This is a genomic window from Brevibacillus laterosporus LMG 15441 (assembly GCF_000219535.2).
Lineage (GTDB): Bacteria > Bacillota > Bacilli > Brevibacillales > Brevibacillaceae > Brevibacillus_B > Brevibacillus_B halotolerans.
Window position 1 is genome coordinate 1,004,370 of sequence record NZ_CP007806.1, and the last position, 13,216, is coordinate 1,017,585.

13 protein-coding genes are annotated in these 13,216 nt (G+C 38.4%); 10 read left to right on the forward strand and 3 right to left on the reverse strand.

The window, feature by feature from the left end:
- Window positions 1-183 precede the first annotated feature (183 nt).
- Window positions 184-1,533, forward strand: coding sequence for a methyl-accepting chemotaxis protein (locus BRLA_RS04755; protein ID WP_003335179.1), 1,350 nt, complete (start codon window positions 184-186; stop codon window positions 1,531-1,533).
- Window positions 1,534-1,672: 139 nt separating this feature from the next.
- Here BRLA_RS04755 and BRLA_RS04760 read toward each other — a convergent pair whose 3' ends face one another.
- Entirely contained in the window at window positions 1,673-2,011 is a 339-nt protein-coding gene (locus BRLA_RS04760; protein ID WP_003335178.1) for a TM2 domain-containing protein, read from the reverse strand.
- A gap of 209 nt (window positions 2,012-2,220) precedes the next feature.
- On the reverse strand, window positions 2,221-4,239 hold the full coding sequence (locus tag BRLA_RS04765) for a methyl-accepting chemotaxis protein (RefSeq protein WP_236867731.1): 2,019 nt from the start codon (window positions 4,237-4,239) through the stop codon (window positions 2,221-2,223).
- Between the two features lie 315 nt (window positions 4,240-4,554).
- Between BRLA_RS04765 and BRLA_RS04770 the strand changes: the two genes are divergently transcribed.
- From BRLA_RS04770 to BRLA_RS04785, 4 genes are all read left to right on the forward strand, one after another.
- Window positions 4,555-5,052, forward strand: coding sequence for a cation:proton antiporter regulatory subunit (locus BRLA_RS04770; protein ID WP_003335176.1), 498 nt, complete (start codon window positions 4,555-4,557; stop codon window positions 5,050-5,052).
- Window positions 5,053-5,059: 7 nt separating this feature from the next.
- The gene (locus BRLA_RS04775) at window positions 5,060-6,289 is read left to right on the forward strand and encodes a cation:proton antiporter (RefSeq protein ID WP_041751958.1); all 1,230 of its coding nucleotides are present in this window, start codon (window positions 5,060-5,062) and stop codon (window positions 6,287-6,289) included.
- A gap of 187 nt (window positions 6,290-6,476) precedes the next feature.
- Window positions 6,477-7,502, forward strand: coding sequence for an acyltransferase family protein (locus BRLA_RS04780; RefSeq protein WP_371807976.1), 1,026 nt, complete (start codon window positions 6,477-6,479; stop codon window positions 7,500-7,502).
- A gap of 224 nt (window positions 7,503-7,726) precedes the next feature.
- The gene (locus BRLA_RS04785; protein WP_003335171.1) at window positions 7,727-8,899 is read left to right on the forward strand and encodes a hypothetical protein; all 1,173 of its coding nucleotides are present in this window, start codon (window positions 7,727-7,729) and stop codon (window positions 8,897-8,899) included.
- A gap of 81 nt (window positions 8,900-8,980) precedes the next feature.
- On the opposite strand, the gene BRLA_RS04790 is transcribed toward BRLA_RS04785, so the two are convergent.
- Window positions 8,981-9,232, reverse strand: a complete 252-nt coding sequence (locus BRLA_RS04790; protein WP_272898005.1) for a sigma factor — start codon at window positions 9,230-9,232, stop codon at window positions 8,981-8,983.
- Window positions 9,233-9,351: 119 nt separating this feature from the next.
- Here BRLA_RS04790 and BRLA_RS24160 point away from each other — a divergent pair, with 119 nt between their 5' ends.
- The 5 genes from BRLA_RS24160 (at window position 9,352) to BRLA_RS04805 (ending at window position 13,216) form a co-directional block, all read left to right on the forward strand.
- Window positions 9,352-9,516, forward strand: coding sequence for a hypothetical protein (locus BRLA_RS24160; protein ID WP_003335169.1), 165 nt, complete (start codon window positions 9,352-9,354; stop codon window positions 9,514-9,516).
- Window positions 9,517-9,877: 361 nt separating this feature from the next.
- Window positions 9,878-11,158, forward strand: coding sequence for a helix-turn-helix domain-containing protein (locus BRLA_RS04795; RefSeq protein ID WP_003335168.1), 1,281 nt, complete (start codon window positions 9,878-9,880; stop codon window positions 11,156-11,158).
- Between the two features lie 18 nt (window positions 11,159-11,176).
- A complete protein-coding gene (locus tag BRLA_RS24165) occupies window positions 11,177-11,314 on the forward strand; it encodes a hypothetical protein (RefSeq protein ID WP_003335167.1) in 138 nt (45 codons plus the stop codon).
- A gap of 158 nt (window positions 11,315-11,472) precedes the next feature.
- A complete protein-coding gene (locus BRLA_RS04800) occupies window positions 11,473-12,186 on the forward strand; it encodes a response regulator transcription factor (protein WP_003335166.1) in 714 nt (237 codons plus the stop codon).
- Complete coding sequence (locus tag BRLA_RS04805) at window positions 12,176-13,216, forward strand: sensor histidine kinase (RefSeq protein WP_003335165.1); 1,041 nt, start codon at window positions 12,176-12,178, stop codon at window positions 13,214-13,216. Before BRLA_RS04800 ends, BRLA_RS04805 begins: the two co-directional genes overlap by 11 nt.

Here is a 13,216-nt window from a genome sequence, read left to right on the forward strand (position 1 = left end):
TAAAATATTCCGATAACATTGATGACAACTGGAAAGGAACGGAAATATACCTCTTACTAACTTATTTGCTACAATCGACCAGTAATTCCGATTTCCAATCCAGAAAACACTTAAACGAGTTACCCCGTTATACGATCGAATATCGATCATGCCCAAGCCCAACAAGCCTAAGGAGGAGTTACCTTGTTTACAATTTGGAATAAAAAAAAACCATCACCAGCACATGAATCATCAGAAGTAGATAAGCAGCAGACGAAAACCCGCTTTTCTTCAGGCACTTCACCAGCTATAGCATCTACCAATATGAATTCTGTTTCCTGTACACATTCATTGATAGAAGCTGATACACATAATCACTTGCTTACAAGCATTGGTCTCTACGAACAAAATATGAAGCTAAGTCAAAGCGGCAAGCTTTTAGACGATCTACAAGAGACAACGAAGCGGGCCATTCACGTGAGTAAATCCTCCGAGGAATTAGCTTGTTCGGTAGTCGACGTAGCCGAAAGTACAAGCAAAATGGCGCAGTTTACCGAAGAGACAACAAACAAGGCATATCAAAGTGGCAAGAGTATCAGTGAATCTCTGGCTATCTTTCGTGAGGTAGAAAATTCCGTTTGTTCTATGAACAATACCTTCGACAGCTTGCAACAGGGTATTATCTCAACACATAAAATTGTCGATACCATTCAGAGTATTTCTAACCAAACCCATTTACTAGCGCTGAATGCTTCGATTGAGGCAGCAAGATCGGGTGAGCACGGGCGAGGCTTTGCTGTCGTTGCGCAGGAAGTGAGAAAGCTGGCTGAGGAGACGAAGCGTGCTCTGGCGGATATTTCTACTCATATGGAAGAGGTCATGAAAACATCTCTGACAATGCGTGAACAGGTGCAAGCAACACAACAGCAGGTGGCAGTAGGGGCTCATCAGGCTACGGAGGCGGAGGTTTCATTGCGGCATATGATTGAGGAGATGCGCAGCATTGAGACACAGACCAGTAATATCGCATCCATTACGGAGGAACAAGCCGCAGCTACTCGCGAAATTGACGAGCATATACATAATATCGTGGAACAGATTTCAGAATCTAGTGAATCCTTGCGAAATATGGGAATAGAAGTGAATGCGCTTTCGCAAAAAATAAATCAGAATAGGCTATACAACATTGAGGAGTATGGGAAGCAACATGATTGGCATGACCATCCTGATTTGTTAAAGCAGGTCGTCATTCAAGATCATCTTTGGTGGGTGTGGAAGGTATACAATGCGATTTATGGATTTGAGGTATTAAATCCTCATGAAGTGATAGATCATACGGCATGTCGATTAGGGCGTTGGTATAAGCTAGAGCAAGATCGTGTTCCAAAAGCATTAAAGCCTGGTTTTGAGAAAGCGCATCACAATGTCCATCGCTTAGCAAAAGAGATTGCTGTCGCACTTCAGAATGGCGATAAACATCGAGCTAAAGCTTATCAAGTAGAGCTAGAGCGGGCTTCTAGTGAAGTTGTACAATTTATTGAGAAAATGATGTAACAGCACAAACGCCATATTTTCCTATTATAAATCTCTATATTCAAAAAAGCTCTCTAGGCCGATTAAACGTCCAGAGAGCTTTTTATTATCACTAAACCTGATTATTTGCCTTCATTTCCTATACAGTGCCTGCACAACCTTATGTAGTTGTTACAATGTGAATCATTTTTACCTTTTGAATAATCGTTGTTTCCAACTGTTCATTAAGCTTATCAATGCGTTTTCCGATGAGAAAAACATCAATAATGGCCCAAACAGTAATTGGAATAAACATAAGAAACCAACTGATGACACAAACAACGAGCATACCAATAGCAATTCCATTGTCACCGCTATAAAATCGATGACCTCCGAAGATGCCTAAAAAAATCCACAGAAGATAGGTAATCAGTTTTGATTTTTTTCGTTTTTCAAATTCTGCGTTTACCATAAGTTGTTGATTGGTAGTTAAGCTTCGCCTTGCAGTCAAATTATCCATGACATTCCTCCCGACAGAATGAGCACATACCCAAGCTTTTATAACATCAAAAAGAATAGACAGCTCGTGGCTGTCAAATTCTTTGGGCATATGCATCTATTCTATGAGGGGGGATGAATAAATTTGCTTGTTTGTGGTGGATGTCTAAAAATATTCAAAATCGCAAAATAAACCACAAAATACATAAGGAATGGTGCTTTCATTACAAATTAAACTTTAAATCGCTTCAGTTCTTCCTGCAACTGCTTCGTCATGTTAGCCAACGTACTAGCGGTAGCATGTACTTCCTGAGCAGAAGCGGAGGCTTGCTCGGACGTAGCCGCAATTTCCTCTGAGGAGGCAGCGACTTCCTGCGAGATACTGGAGCTTGATTCCACTTTCGAGATAATATCTTCTTTTTGCTGCTGCATGTGCTGTGCAGATAAGCTAAGTTCCTCCAGCTTAGGATTAATGACGTCAATTTCTGCCATGATGTTACGGAAAGAGGCAGTGGCTGTGTCCATTTCTGATTTTTGCCCGGAGATAGCTTCTTTCATTGATGTTGCATTCATAAGCATTTGATCTGAATCGGCAGATACCGCGCTAATCATGTCTGCGATCATTTGAGAAGATTGGCGGGATTGCTCTGCTAGTTTACGTACTTCATCGGCCACAACAGCGAAGCCTCTGCCAGATTCCCCTGCTCTTGCTGCTTCAATAGCTGCGTTTAATGCTAATAGATTTGTTTGTTCAGCAATTTGATTAATGACAGTAGTGATATGATGAACATCCTTTAGGTTATCGTTGGCTGTGACAATATTATTGATGAAATCCTGGAAAACCAGATTAACCTCATCGACCGATGTGATGAGCTGATTCAGGTTTTCGTTACTTTCATTTGCTAACGTATGAATATTTTTTCCGTTAGTGTCTACTTCTTCGATCGCATGCACCATCTCATCTAATTGTGTACCATACGAGCTGAGAGTCTCACCGATCTCAATCAAATCTTCTGTTTGGGAAGTAACACCCGTTGCTACATCTTGAATGGAGATCGATACACTTTCCGTAGCGGTGCTCATTTCATTGGAAACGTTACTTAAGCTCTGAGAAGATTGATCGATTTCCGTCGATTGCTTTTGTACGACACCAATTAAATTACTAAAGGAGTTTTTCATATTTTGGAGCATATGAGACAGCTCACCAAACTCGTCTTTACGCTTGAGTAGCTTGTCATCGATTGATGTGTTTAGCTCACCTTGTGCCATTCTTCCTAGAATGTCTTTAAAGGAGTGGATGGAACGACTTAGCGTATAAGCATACCAATAGGCAACACCAATAGAAGCTAACAAGAATAAACAAGAAATTACCATTAAATAATTTCGCATGCTAGTAATGCCACTAAGTAGATCGTCGGAATTGATATAGATCACAATTCCACCGCCTGTAAGAGGGATCGGGGCGTATCCAACATATTTTTTTATTCCTTGATAATGATAAGAGCCAGAACCAGCATTTCCCGTAATCAAATCGGACAAAATGGTAGCGAGTTCCTTAAAGCTGTCATCGGTCTGAGACATCACAATCAAGTTTTCTTGTTCTTTCATTTTTGGAATATCATCAGTGACGACAATCGTTCCGGTTTTATCTACAACAAAGCCTTGTCCTGTTTCACTGAAACTAAGCGTAGACAAAAACTTTACCAATTCATCAGCAGATTGAACGACGTATACAACACCAATAATCTGATTTCCCGTACGGATAGGTGCAGCAAACACGATAATAGGTTCTTTCGTTTGGCTGGCGATAAATACGTCTGATGTATTTGAAGCTCCGGTCAATGCTTTTTGGAAATAGACCTTTTTACTAACATCTTTCCCTTCATTACTACCAATCACGGTCTTACCTGTAGCGTCTGCAATACCCCAATCTATTGCACCATGCTCTTTTACTAGGGTATCAAGATTCTTTTTAATTGATGCTGAATCTGTTTGATATTTTTTAACTGCTTCTCTAGCTGCTAAACTTTCTACAAATGTTATGTCATCTGTCAATTGAGCCTGATAATTTCCCGCTGCTTGTTGGGCAAGAGGCAAAAGCATTTCCTCTGCACTTGTGACCATTTGCTTTTGCGCTTCAAAAAAAGAAAGGCTTGTAAGTCCTAAGCAGGTGATGATCAGCAAGCCACAAATCATAAATAATAGCTGCCCTTTAATCGATTTAAACTGAAAGATTCCTTTCAATTTCAAAATAATCCCTCCATTTTTACACTTGTTAAAACAAGCATGTCTTTACATTTTCGTACTTTAACATTAAAAAATTTATGGACAATTTGTTACAGATGTGTAAAATAGCAAAAATAAAAAAATACGCAAGCTATTTAAGTGCTTTTATTTATAAATAAGTAAACCTATAGGAATTATGAAACTTTTTCGGGCTTGATTCGTATACCAAAAAAGTAATCAGCCCAAGAAAATGATCAATAGTAATGTTTCGTAATAAAAAGGGTAAACTGATTACAGATTCTACATTATTTTTTATGTAGCGAGGAGGGCATTACAGCAATGGATATTCGTGAAATTGAACTACCTGGCATCGGTCGAAAATTCGAAATGATTACAAGAAATAATGAAAAAGTGGTTATCGTTATCCACGATGATGGTCGAAGAGAGATTTATCAATTCGATGCAGATGATCACGACGAGAGTATTTCTAGTGTTATTTTTAACGATGCCGAAGCTAGAAAAGTGGCTGAGATTCTAGGAGGAGTCGTTTATAAGCCAAAAGCGCTTGAGACAGTAGAAATGGCATTTCATGATTTAGTAATTGAATGGTTTAAGGTATCACCAAATGCTTTAGCGGTTAATCGGTCGATTCTGGAGGTGGATATTCGCAATAAGTACAGTGTGACTGTGATTGCTATTCTGAAAAAGAATTTGAAAAAAGTTCTGAATCCGGGACCTGAGGCGATTATAGAAGCTGGAGATACGTTAGTCCTAAGTGGGGAAAGAACTCATTTAAAGGCGGCGATTCGTGAATTATTATCGAACGAGGGGGACTAAAATATAGATGGATCATTTGGTATTTGAGGTCGGAACGGCACTTTTGTTGGTAGCGATTGCAGCATTGCTGGCGGGAAGATTAAAATTCTCGATTATTCCATTTTTAATTGTTTTGGGAATGATAGTAGGGCCACATGCTCCTACGATTGGGATTTTTGATTTTACCTTTATTGAATCCCAGGCGATCATTGATTTTATGGGTAGGATTGGCGTTTTGTTTTTACTGTTTTATCTTGGGCTGGAATTCTCAGTCGGTAAGCTCATCAAATCAGGGAAATCTATAGCCGTTAGTGGAACCATATATGTAGCTCTTAACTTTGTATTGGGGCTTCTCTATGGTTTTATAACAGGATTCCCAATGCTAGAAACATTAATTATTGCTGGTTTTGTGTCAGTGTCTTCCAGTGCGATTGTAGCCAAAGTCTTAGTAGATTTGCGGCGAACGGGAAACTCAGAGACAGAACTTATCCTCGGAATAATTCTCTTTGACGATATTTTCCTCGCGGTATTCCTTTCTATTATGTCAGGATTGTTGCTAGGTGGGGCAACATCGATTGGAGGAAGCATTCTATCTGTCCTCATTTCAATCGGATATATGCTATTGTTTTTTGTAATTGCACGTAAGGGAACCCCTATCTTAAATAAACTACTTAATATTGCTTCAGATGAAATTTTTATCATTGTGGTGTTTGCAGCTTTATTCTTTGTTGCTGGTTTTTCTGAAACCATTCACGTAGCAGAAGCAATCGGCGCCTTATTATTCGGCTTAGCATTATCAGAGACAGAGCACAGCAAACGCATTGAAAAACTCGTTATTCCATTCCGTGATTTTTTTGGAGCCATATTTTTCTTTAGCTTTGGGCTCAGTATTGATCCATTAACACTAGGCGGTGCCATTTGGCTTGCGTTAGGTGTTGTTATTTTAACTGTAGTGAGTAATTACGTTGCCGGTATGATTGCAGGTAGACGCTCTGGACTGTCTCATAAGGCATCTAGTAATATCGGACTTACGATAATGGCTCGCGGTGAGTTTACTATTATTGTAGCGAATCTTGGTATTGCAGGCGGGTTAATGCCTATTTTAAAACCGTTTTCTGCCTTATACGTGTTGATTCTTGCTATACTGGGACCTTTACTCACCAAAGAATCTAAGTATGTGTATCAGTTTATGAACAAGATTTTTGGCTGGAGTCAAAAAACAGCAAAAAAGGCAGAGAAGAAGATTGAAAACTCATAACGAGAAGAGAATACAGGCTTCGGCTTAAAGTATAGAGAAGGCTAAATAATAGGGCTTAGTTCAGTACATATTGGACTAAGTTCTTTTTTTTATTGGTTTTCCACAGAATTTCCACGTTTATTTGATAGAATGATAATAACAAAGAGTAAAACAAATACAAAAACAGAAATCGGAGACTAATATGTATATGGATTCGAGAATCGTCAAATCGTTGTTTATACTACAGTTGCTCTCATCATTTCTAGTATTTGCTGGGCATTATACCGCATTAGTGCTCAACTATACTGATCCATTCTGGGTTATTGCTTTAAATCAAATCAGCCGTTATGGAACTGTATTTTTAGCAATTATTACTGGATTTTTTACTGCAAGATCCCTAGAACGATTAAAGGGGAGTGGCTGGAGCTTTTTTTCGGGAAAAATTACTTATATTTTTATCCCGTTCCTTTTATTTGGTGTTTTGTATCACTATTTATTAACGGAACAGCTCCCTTCACAAGGAACTGATTTTCTAAATATCATACTTGGTAAAACAGGCGGACAGCTTTATTTTATCTTCATGCTGTGCCAATATTATGTATTCGCTTACATTTTTAGGAATATTATTAACAAAAAGAATATTCTTGTGCTGATCTGGGTTTTTATGATATTTCAATATGTGTATATTAATTACCTACACCAGCCTTGGCTTGGACTGAGTACACGGCATGCTTTCCCGACCTGGATTTTCACGTTTTATTTAGGACATATCATATATTGGTACAGGGAAGAAATCATTCTCTTCATGAAGAATAATCAGCCTATTCTGGTAGGCTTTGCTGGAATCTCCTTATTTAGTGCCATATTGTTTGTTCTATCTGAAACAACCTACGTGGCTGTTCATATGCGGTTTGTATTAGCGACACTTGTTACGTTGCTTACTGGCTTACTTTTTCTATTCGATTGGGCAGAGTATATTCCTTTGACCTTTCGTAAAGGTCTGACCTTCTTCATATACCTAACACACTCGGCTGTTACGATTATAGTAAATAAGACACTGATAGGTTATCTAGGTGATATTGCTTGGATTTTTGAAAGCACGTGGTATACGCTAGTTTATTTAGTCATTATTTATTGCATCACCTTTGGAATTTCCATGCTTTTGTCTAAAATGATGAACCTGATGGAGACACATAAACGGCGGAAGATTAGACAAATAGAAGGCTCGATGTGAAAAAATGGTTGATGCATGTGTTCAGGATGCATCAACCATTTTTTATTTTCCGACGTTTGGTTCTGATATTCAACCAGTAATTCATCGTCTCTTTTTTGTTTCATTCGTAACGTTTATAATAGATAAGTGATTTTTGTTTCCCTTCTTCTTAGCAGATTTGTATCTACGTGCATTCTGCTTGTGATAGGCGGGGTATCATCTAAGACAAATACATGGAGGTTTTCATGAATAAAAAAGAAGTGGCAGCTTGTCTGTCCGCGTTCTTGCTCCTATTATTGCTGGGCTGTCAGTCTGTGGAACAGCAAGCCCAACAAGCCTACTCTGAACCCAAACAGCTAGAATCGATGAATAAAACAGACATACAAAACATTTGTACTGATGAGCAAGATTGCATAGAGCTAGGCAATAGACTGGTTAAGGAAATCAGTGTAAACATACCCGAGCTACTTTCGATGGAAGAGTATGAGAAGGATAAAAACGCTGAGTCGAAAGCCAACGAGAAAGGCTTATCCATCGACGCACAAAGACAAAATGCTATTGAAACACAAGTGCTGATGAAATACAAGATTAATGCACAAGATGAATTAGTAGAGCCGTATCAGCAAAAGCTGGATACCCAAAAATGGAGGAGCAACTCTTTTGCAACTGATCTAAAGCGTGAGGAGCTTGAAAAATGGCAAAAAGATACTCGGCTGCATCATGAGATGTGGAACTTCTATAAGGCGTTAATTCCTAAGGAGCAACGGAAACAGCTTACAGAATTCACGGTGATGACAGATGGGAAACAGCATGTCCTTGCGAATCTAATTCAATCAGAGGATGGTTCTAATAAATGGAGATTGGAGATGGATGCGCTAGATTTCCATAAAGCCGATCCACAGCTAGTTAAAGAACTGATCCATGAGACTGCCCACCTGATCTCGCTAGGAGAGGATCAGATGCAAAGTTACATAGAACATGATAAACCAAAAGCGCGGGCGAGTCAGAGTCAGCCAAAAAATAACGTAAAGTGTGACAGCCTACATGTGAAAGAAGGCTGTACGAAAAAGGATTCCTATCTAAATAAATTTTATCAGCAATTCTGGTCGATGTATGAAAAAGAATGGGAACAGACAAATGTAGAGACCGATGCAGCAGCTAAACGGGTCTTCTACGATACCTATCATCAGGAATTTGTATCCGAATATGCCATAACCAACGTGGTAGAGGACTGGGCAGAGACCTTTACCATGTTTACACTACATGATTTTAGCCAAAATGAAACGACATCAGAGAGCCAGCAGAAGTTCGCGAAAATGAAATCGTTGTATGCATATTCTGAATTAGTTAAGGTGAGAACAGAAATTTTATATCAAGTGTATAAGCTGCTACCAGAGCTAAAGCAAAAGCAGAATTAAAGGACTAGCTTATACAAAATGAACCAAAAGCCAGAGGTCCCCAGTAACGGATATCTGGCTTTTGGTCTGTCATTTTTGTCATTACGGTATGATGGGGATAGAGCCGCTATATGTATGTTCTTCTTCAAAGCGGCGAAATACATTCATTTGATAGGAGGCTTTTTCGGAACAGGGAAGCTCGCCACGAAAGCTCTCGACACTGCCATAAGCCTTGATAAATACCTCCTGGGTAATATCGTCTGCCAGTGCATGGTTTTTGACAATCATACAAACCAGATGGAAGACGCTTTCCCCATATTGGTGAATTAAATCTTGAATCGCATTTGTAAACAATTTGTTAAGACAGAATATTGCTAGTGGTTTCTAGTGAATTTATAATAAATGAAATGTTTCGTGTTTATGTACATATACGGCTAGAGAAACAAACTTTGAAAAGGGAGCGGCGTTATCAAATGAAAATTCCTCAAGCGTTTTTCAAGGATTTTCCAGCGTATGAAGACGTATTTTATGACGAGATAGAACAACACCGCAAGCATTTCCTGCCTATTTGTTCGATTCATTTACAGTGTGTGTTTCCAGAACGATCGGGATTTGGAAAAAGCGGTGATTTGTTTTGAATATACATAGAACCTATCTTTTAGCAGTCAAAGTAGAGTGAATGTACCCTACGTAATATGTACTAGCTCGTGCTGAAATGAAAGGCTGTCGGCGGGGGACTATCGGCAGCCTTTTCGTGCTTCAGGACATTCCGTTAGCGCAACATGTATTACCCCAAAATCCTGCTGAATTATAACTAGTGAATCGTGATCAATTTTTAACTTCAATTCATAGGAATGGAATCTATCAGGGATAATCCTTTAAGCATAATAAAATACCATTAATCAATCCATTATTTTTTATTGTTATTTACAGAAATATACAGAAGGGTTAAAATTAATAAAAAATGCTACGTTCTATTCATATAGGAAGGGGATTCATATGGTCGACAGTAAAACTACCCAAACAATCGGGGAGCTGATAAGAGCAAAAAGAACAGAGCTAGGCATCAGTTTATCAGAGGTATCCAGAGTGACTGGGGTTAGTAAGGGGGTTATTTCCAAAATAGAAAGTGGTGAGACGAAGCGTCCAGAGTTACGAACCTTAAAACCAATCGCAGATGTTTTAGAAATCCCTTGTGAGGAGATCATTGAATGTTGTATTGAAATGGAACAACGAGTGAGTGTGCTGGATGTATTTTTATCAGAATCCATTGAAATTTCCAACCTTTCCTTACTCACAAAAGTGGCGAATAAACTTCTTGAGTCTCCTCAGGAGGATACATATACACTATTAGAACATTTATACCAGCTTGCGAATAAGAACATGAATACAGACATTCGGTTAACCCTCTATAATATCATTATTACCTATGCCAGAGGCCATGGAGTACCCATGTATATTGCAAAAGGATTATATCAAAAATACTTAATTGAGAGAGAAGATTTGAAACGTTTGGAAGAATCGTTTAGAGTAGGAGAAGAATCATTATATTATGTGGATTTTTTATCTGATGAAGAGAAAATAACTTTTTATTTTAGAATGACATTGCATGCTCATAACACGAAGAAATTTGCCGAGTGCATCGAGTTATGTAAGTTGGGCCTGAAAGAAGGAACCCCGGGAACAGAATTAAAGGCGAGAGCCCACTTAGCTATGATTAACTCTCTGTTATTTTTAGAAAATTATGATGAAGTAGAGCATCATTTGGATGTTTTCGAGCAATACCCGTATCATTTTGTCCCGGATGCTACGAAAATTACTCGTGCTATTGTGAAAGCAAAAACGAAGCAATTTGATGTAGCGATTCCCATGTTAAAGGATTGTCTAGCTGAGGTTAGCAAGGACCTTAAAATACATGTGGCGAATGAATTATTTGATGTATATTTTCAAACGAGCGACATGAATTCTATTGCAGAATTGCTGACCAAAGAAGAGGAATGTATGCTTCATCATCCTCAAACTCCCTATCAGCATATTTCAATCGGAACATTCTACCAATTCAAAGGGAATTTTATGATGGAAAGCGGATTTCCTGAGCAAGGAAAAGAAAGCTATTTGTTGAGTTTAGGTACATTTAAAAAAGTGAATGCCTATCAGGAATTAACAGAGTGTATGAAACATATTTTTGAATATTTTGCAAAAAATTTAATGTCAGTAGATATTGAATATGTAAAAAGATTAAATGAAGTGTATAATGGGGCTGTAAGAAAAAAATGGTAACTAGAGGAGGAAAATGGAGTGAAAAAGACGGTTGTTGCAACGGTATTATCCTTAACTTTATTAGTCGCGATGAATGTGGTTCCTTTATACAAAACAACGGACTCAAACATAACTGCTTTTAAAGTTATTCCAACTGTAGTTGATCCTGGTCATTAATATTATGAATTTTCGATAAGAGCGCTATCGTAATGAGGCGCTCTTTTTTTTGGCCAAAAAATCATGTCATCACGCAGTATTTCTCGTCCTCTCGAAAGTAAGGTCTTTGCCTGCGGAGATGGTATAATGCGTAGAAGAGAAAAGAAGCGGGTGAAAATATGGAAGAGATTCGGGTTCTTATTGTCGATGATGAAAAAGAAATTAGAGATTTACTACGCAAATATTTGGAAAGAGAGTTATATCAGGTTGATGTGGCAGTAAATGGAGAAGAAGCTCTTCAGATGTTTGAAAAAAAGAAATATAACCTCCTGATCTTAGATGTAATGATGCCAAAGATTGATGGGATCGAAGTATGCAGAAGGCTTCGAAATAAAACGAACATTCCGATTCTAATGCTCACTGCTAAGGATCATGAGATTGATAAAATTTTGGGTCTGAGTATGGGGGCAGATGATTATATTACCAAGCCCTTTAGTATAAATGAAGTGGTGGCTAGAGTTAAGGCTATTATGAGAAGATTTCTAATACTAGGTAGCGATGATCGTTCTCAGGAAAACACATTACTAACGTTTAAAGGCATTACAATTGATCTTAAAAAATATACCGTACATTTAGCTGGAGAAATGATAAGCTTAACAGCCAAGGAATTTGAACTACTGAAATTTTTTGCTTCTCATCCTGAACAGGTTTTTACGAAGACACAGCTCTTTCGTCAGGTTTGGAATAGTGAATACGTAGAAGATGACAATACGGTTATGGTACATATTCGAAAGCTGAGAATGAAAATAGAAGCGAATCCATCCGAACCAAAGTATATTCAGACCGTTTGGGGAATTGGCTATAAGTTTGTAGGTGAAAAAAATGAGATATGACAAAATAACCTTCCTTCTTCTCCTTCAGCTCATCATCATGACATGCTTCCTATTTATAGATGTAAAGGGACTCACTGAAGGCTTCCTGAGAGGAGGGTTATTTACTGTTTTATTTGTAATAACAGGACTTCTTATTGTCATAAGGCTCGAATTCCTGACGAAAGTAAAGAGGATGATTGAGGAGCTAAGACGTGCGACTCATGGAAATTTCCAGACAAGATTATTGGCTAATGAGGATTACTTATTTAATGAAATGATCTTTTGCATGAACGAATTAATTGACCAGCTAGAAAAAGTTCAAGTTCAGGCGATAAAATCAAAAGCAGCCAGAAGAAGTCTTTTATCTAGTATTTCGCATGATATTCGTACTCCTCTTACTTCTATGATTGGATATGTTGATGCTCTAAAGGATAATGTGGCTACTTCAGACAAGGAGAGACGAGAATATCTGGAGATCATTTCAAAGAAATCGAGCGGTTTGAAACATGTAATTGATGAAATGTTCCATATGGCGAAATTAGATGCGGATGAAATCCCTTTACAGCTAGAATTGCTCGACTTTGCTGAAATGGTTAGGGAATCATTAATTGAATTTTTGCCTGAGCTAAAAACATATCAGATGGAGCTGAAGGTCTGCATTCCTGAAGAGAAATGCCTGATCGTGGCTGATCGTCTGAGTCTGTTCCGAATTATGAATAACATGATCAAAAATGCTGTGCAGTATGGGAAAAAGGGGAAAGTGCTAGGCATTGAATTGACTGAGAACGACAAAGAGTACCAGTTGTCTATATGGGACAAGGGTCCGGGGATTTCTAGGGAAGACGTACCTCATGTATTTGATAGGATGTATCGTACAGATCGCGCGAGAAACTCATTACATGGGGGTAGTGGACTAGGTTTGGCTATAGCTAAGAGCCTTGTAGAAAAACATTCAGGAAAGATATGGGTCGAGAGTGAGCCGGAAATAAAAACGACCTTTGGCTTTTCTATTTCCAAGCAAAAGCAGCATGGAATGGAATTTAAGAATTAA

What these genes read in the sequence shown, in the direction of transcription:
- BRLA_RS04785 (WP_003335171.1), top strand. Translation starts at nt 7,727, where the DNA reads ATGAATAAAAAAGAAGTGGCAGCTTGTCTGTCCGCGTTCTTGCTCCTA.
- BRLA_RS04760 (WP_003335178.1), bottom strand. Translation starts at nt 2,011, where the DNA reads ATGGATAATTTGACTGCAAGGCGAAGCTTAACTACCAATCAACAACTT.
- BRLA_RS04770 (WP_003335176.1), top strand. Translation starts at nt 4,555, where the DNA reads ATGGATATTCGTGAAATTGAACTACCTGGCATCGGTCGAAAATTCGAA.
- BRLA_RS04800 (WP_003335166.1), top strand. Translation starts at nt 11,473, where the DNA reads ATGGAAGAGATTCGGGTTCTTATTGTCGATGATGAAAAAGAAATTAGA.
- BRLA_RS04795 (WP_003335168.1), top strand. Translation starts at nt 9,878, where the DNA reads ATGGTCGACAGTAAAACTACCCAAACAATCGGGGAGCTGATAAGAGCA.
- BRLA_RS24160 (WP_003335169.1), top strand. Translation starts at nt 9,352, where the DNA reads ATGAAAATTCCTCAAGCGTTTTTCAAGGATTTTCCAGCGTATGAAGAC.
- BRLA_RS04775 (WP_041751958.1), top strand. Translation starts at nt 5,060, where the DNA reads ATGGATCATTTGGTATTTGAGGTCGGAACGGCACTTTTGTTGGTAGCG.
- BRLA_RS04780 (WP_371807976.1), top strand. Translation starts at nt 6,477, where the DNA reads ATGGATTCGAGAATCGTCAAATCGTTGTTTATACTACAGTTGCTCTCA.
- BRLA_RS04805 (WP_003335165.1), top strand. Translation starts at nt 12,176, where the DNA reads ATGAGATATGACAAAATAACCTTCCTTCTTCTCCTTCAGCTCATCATC.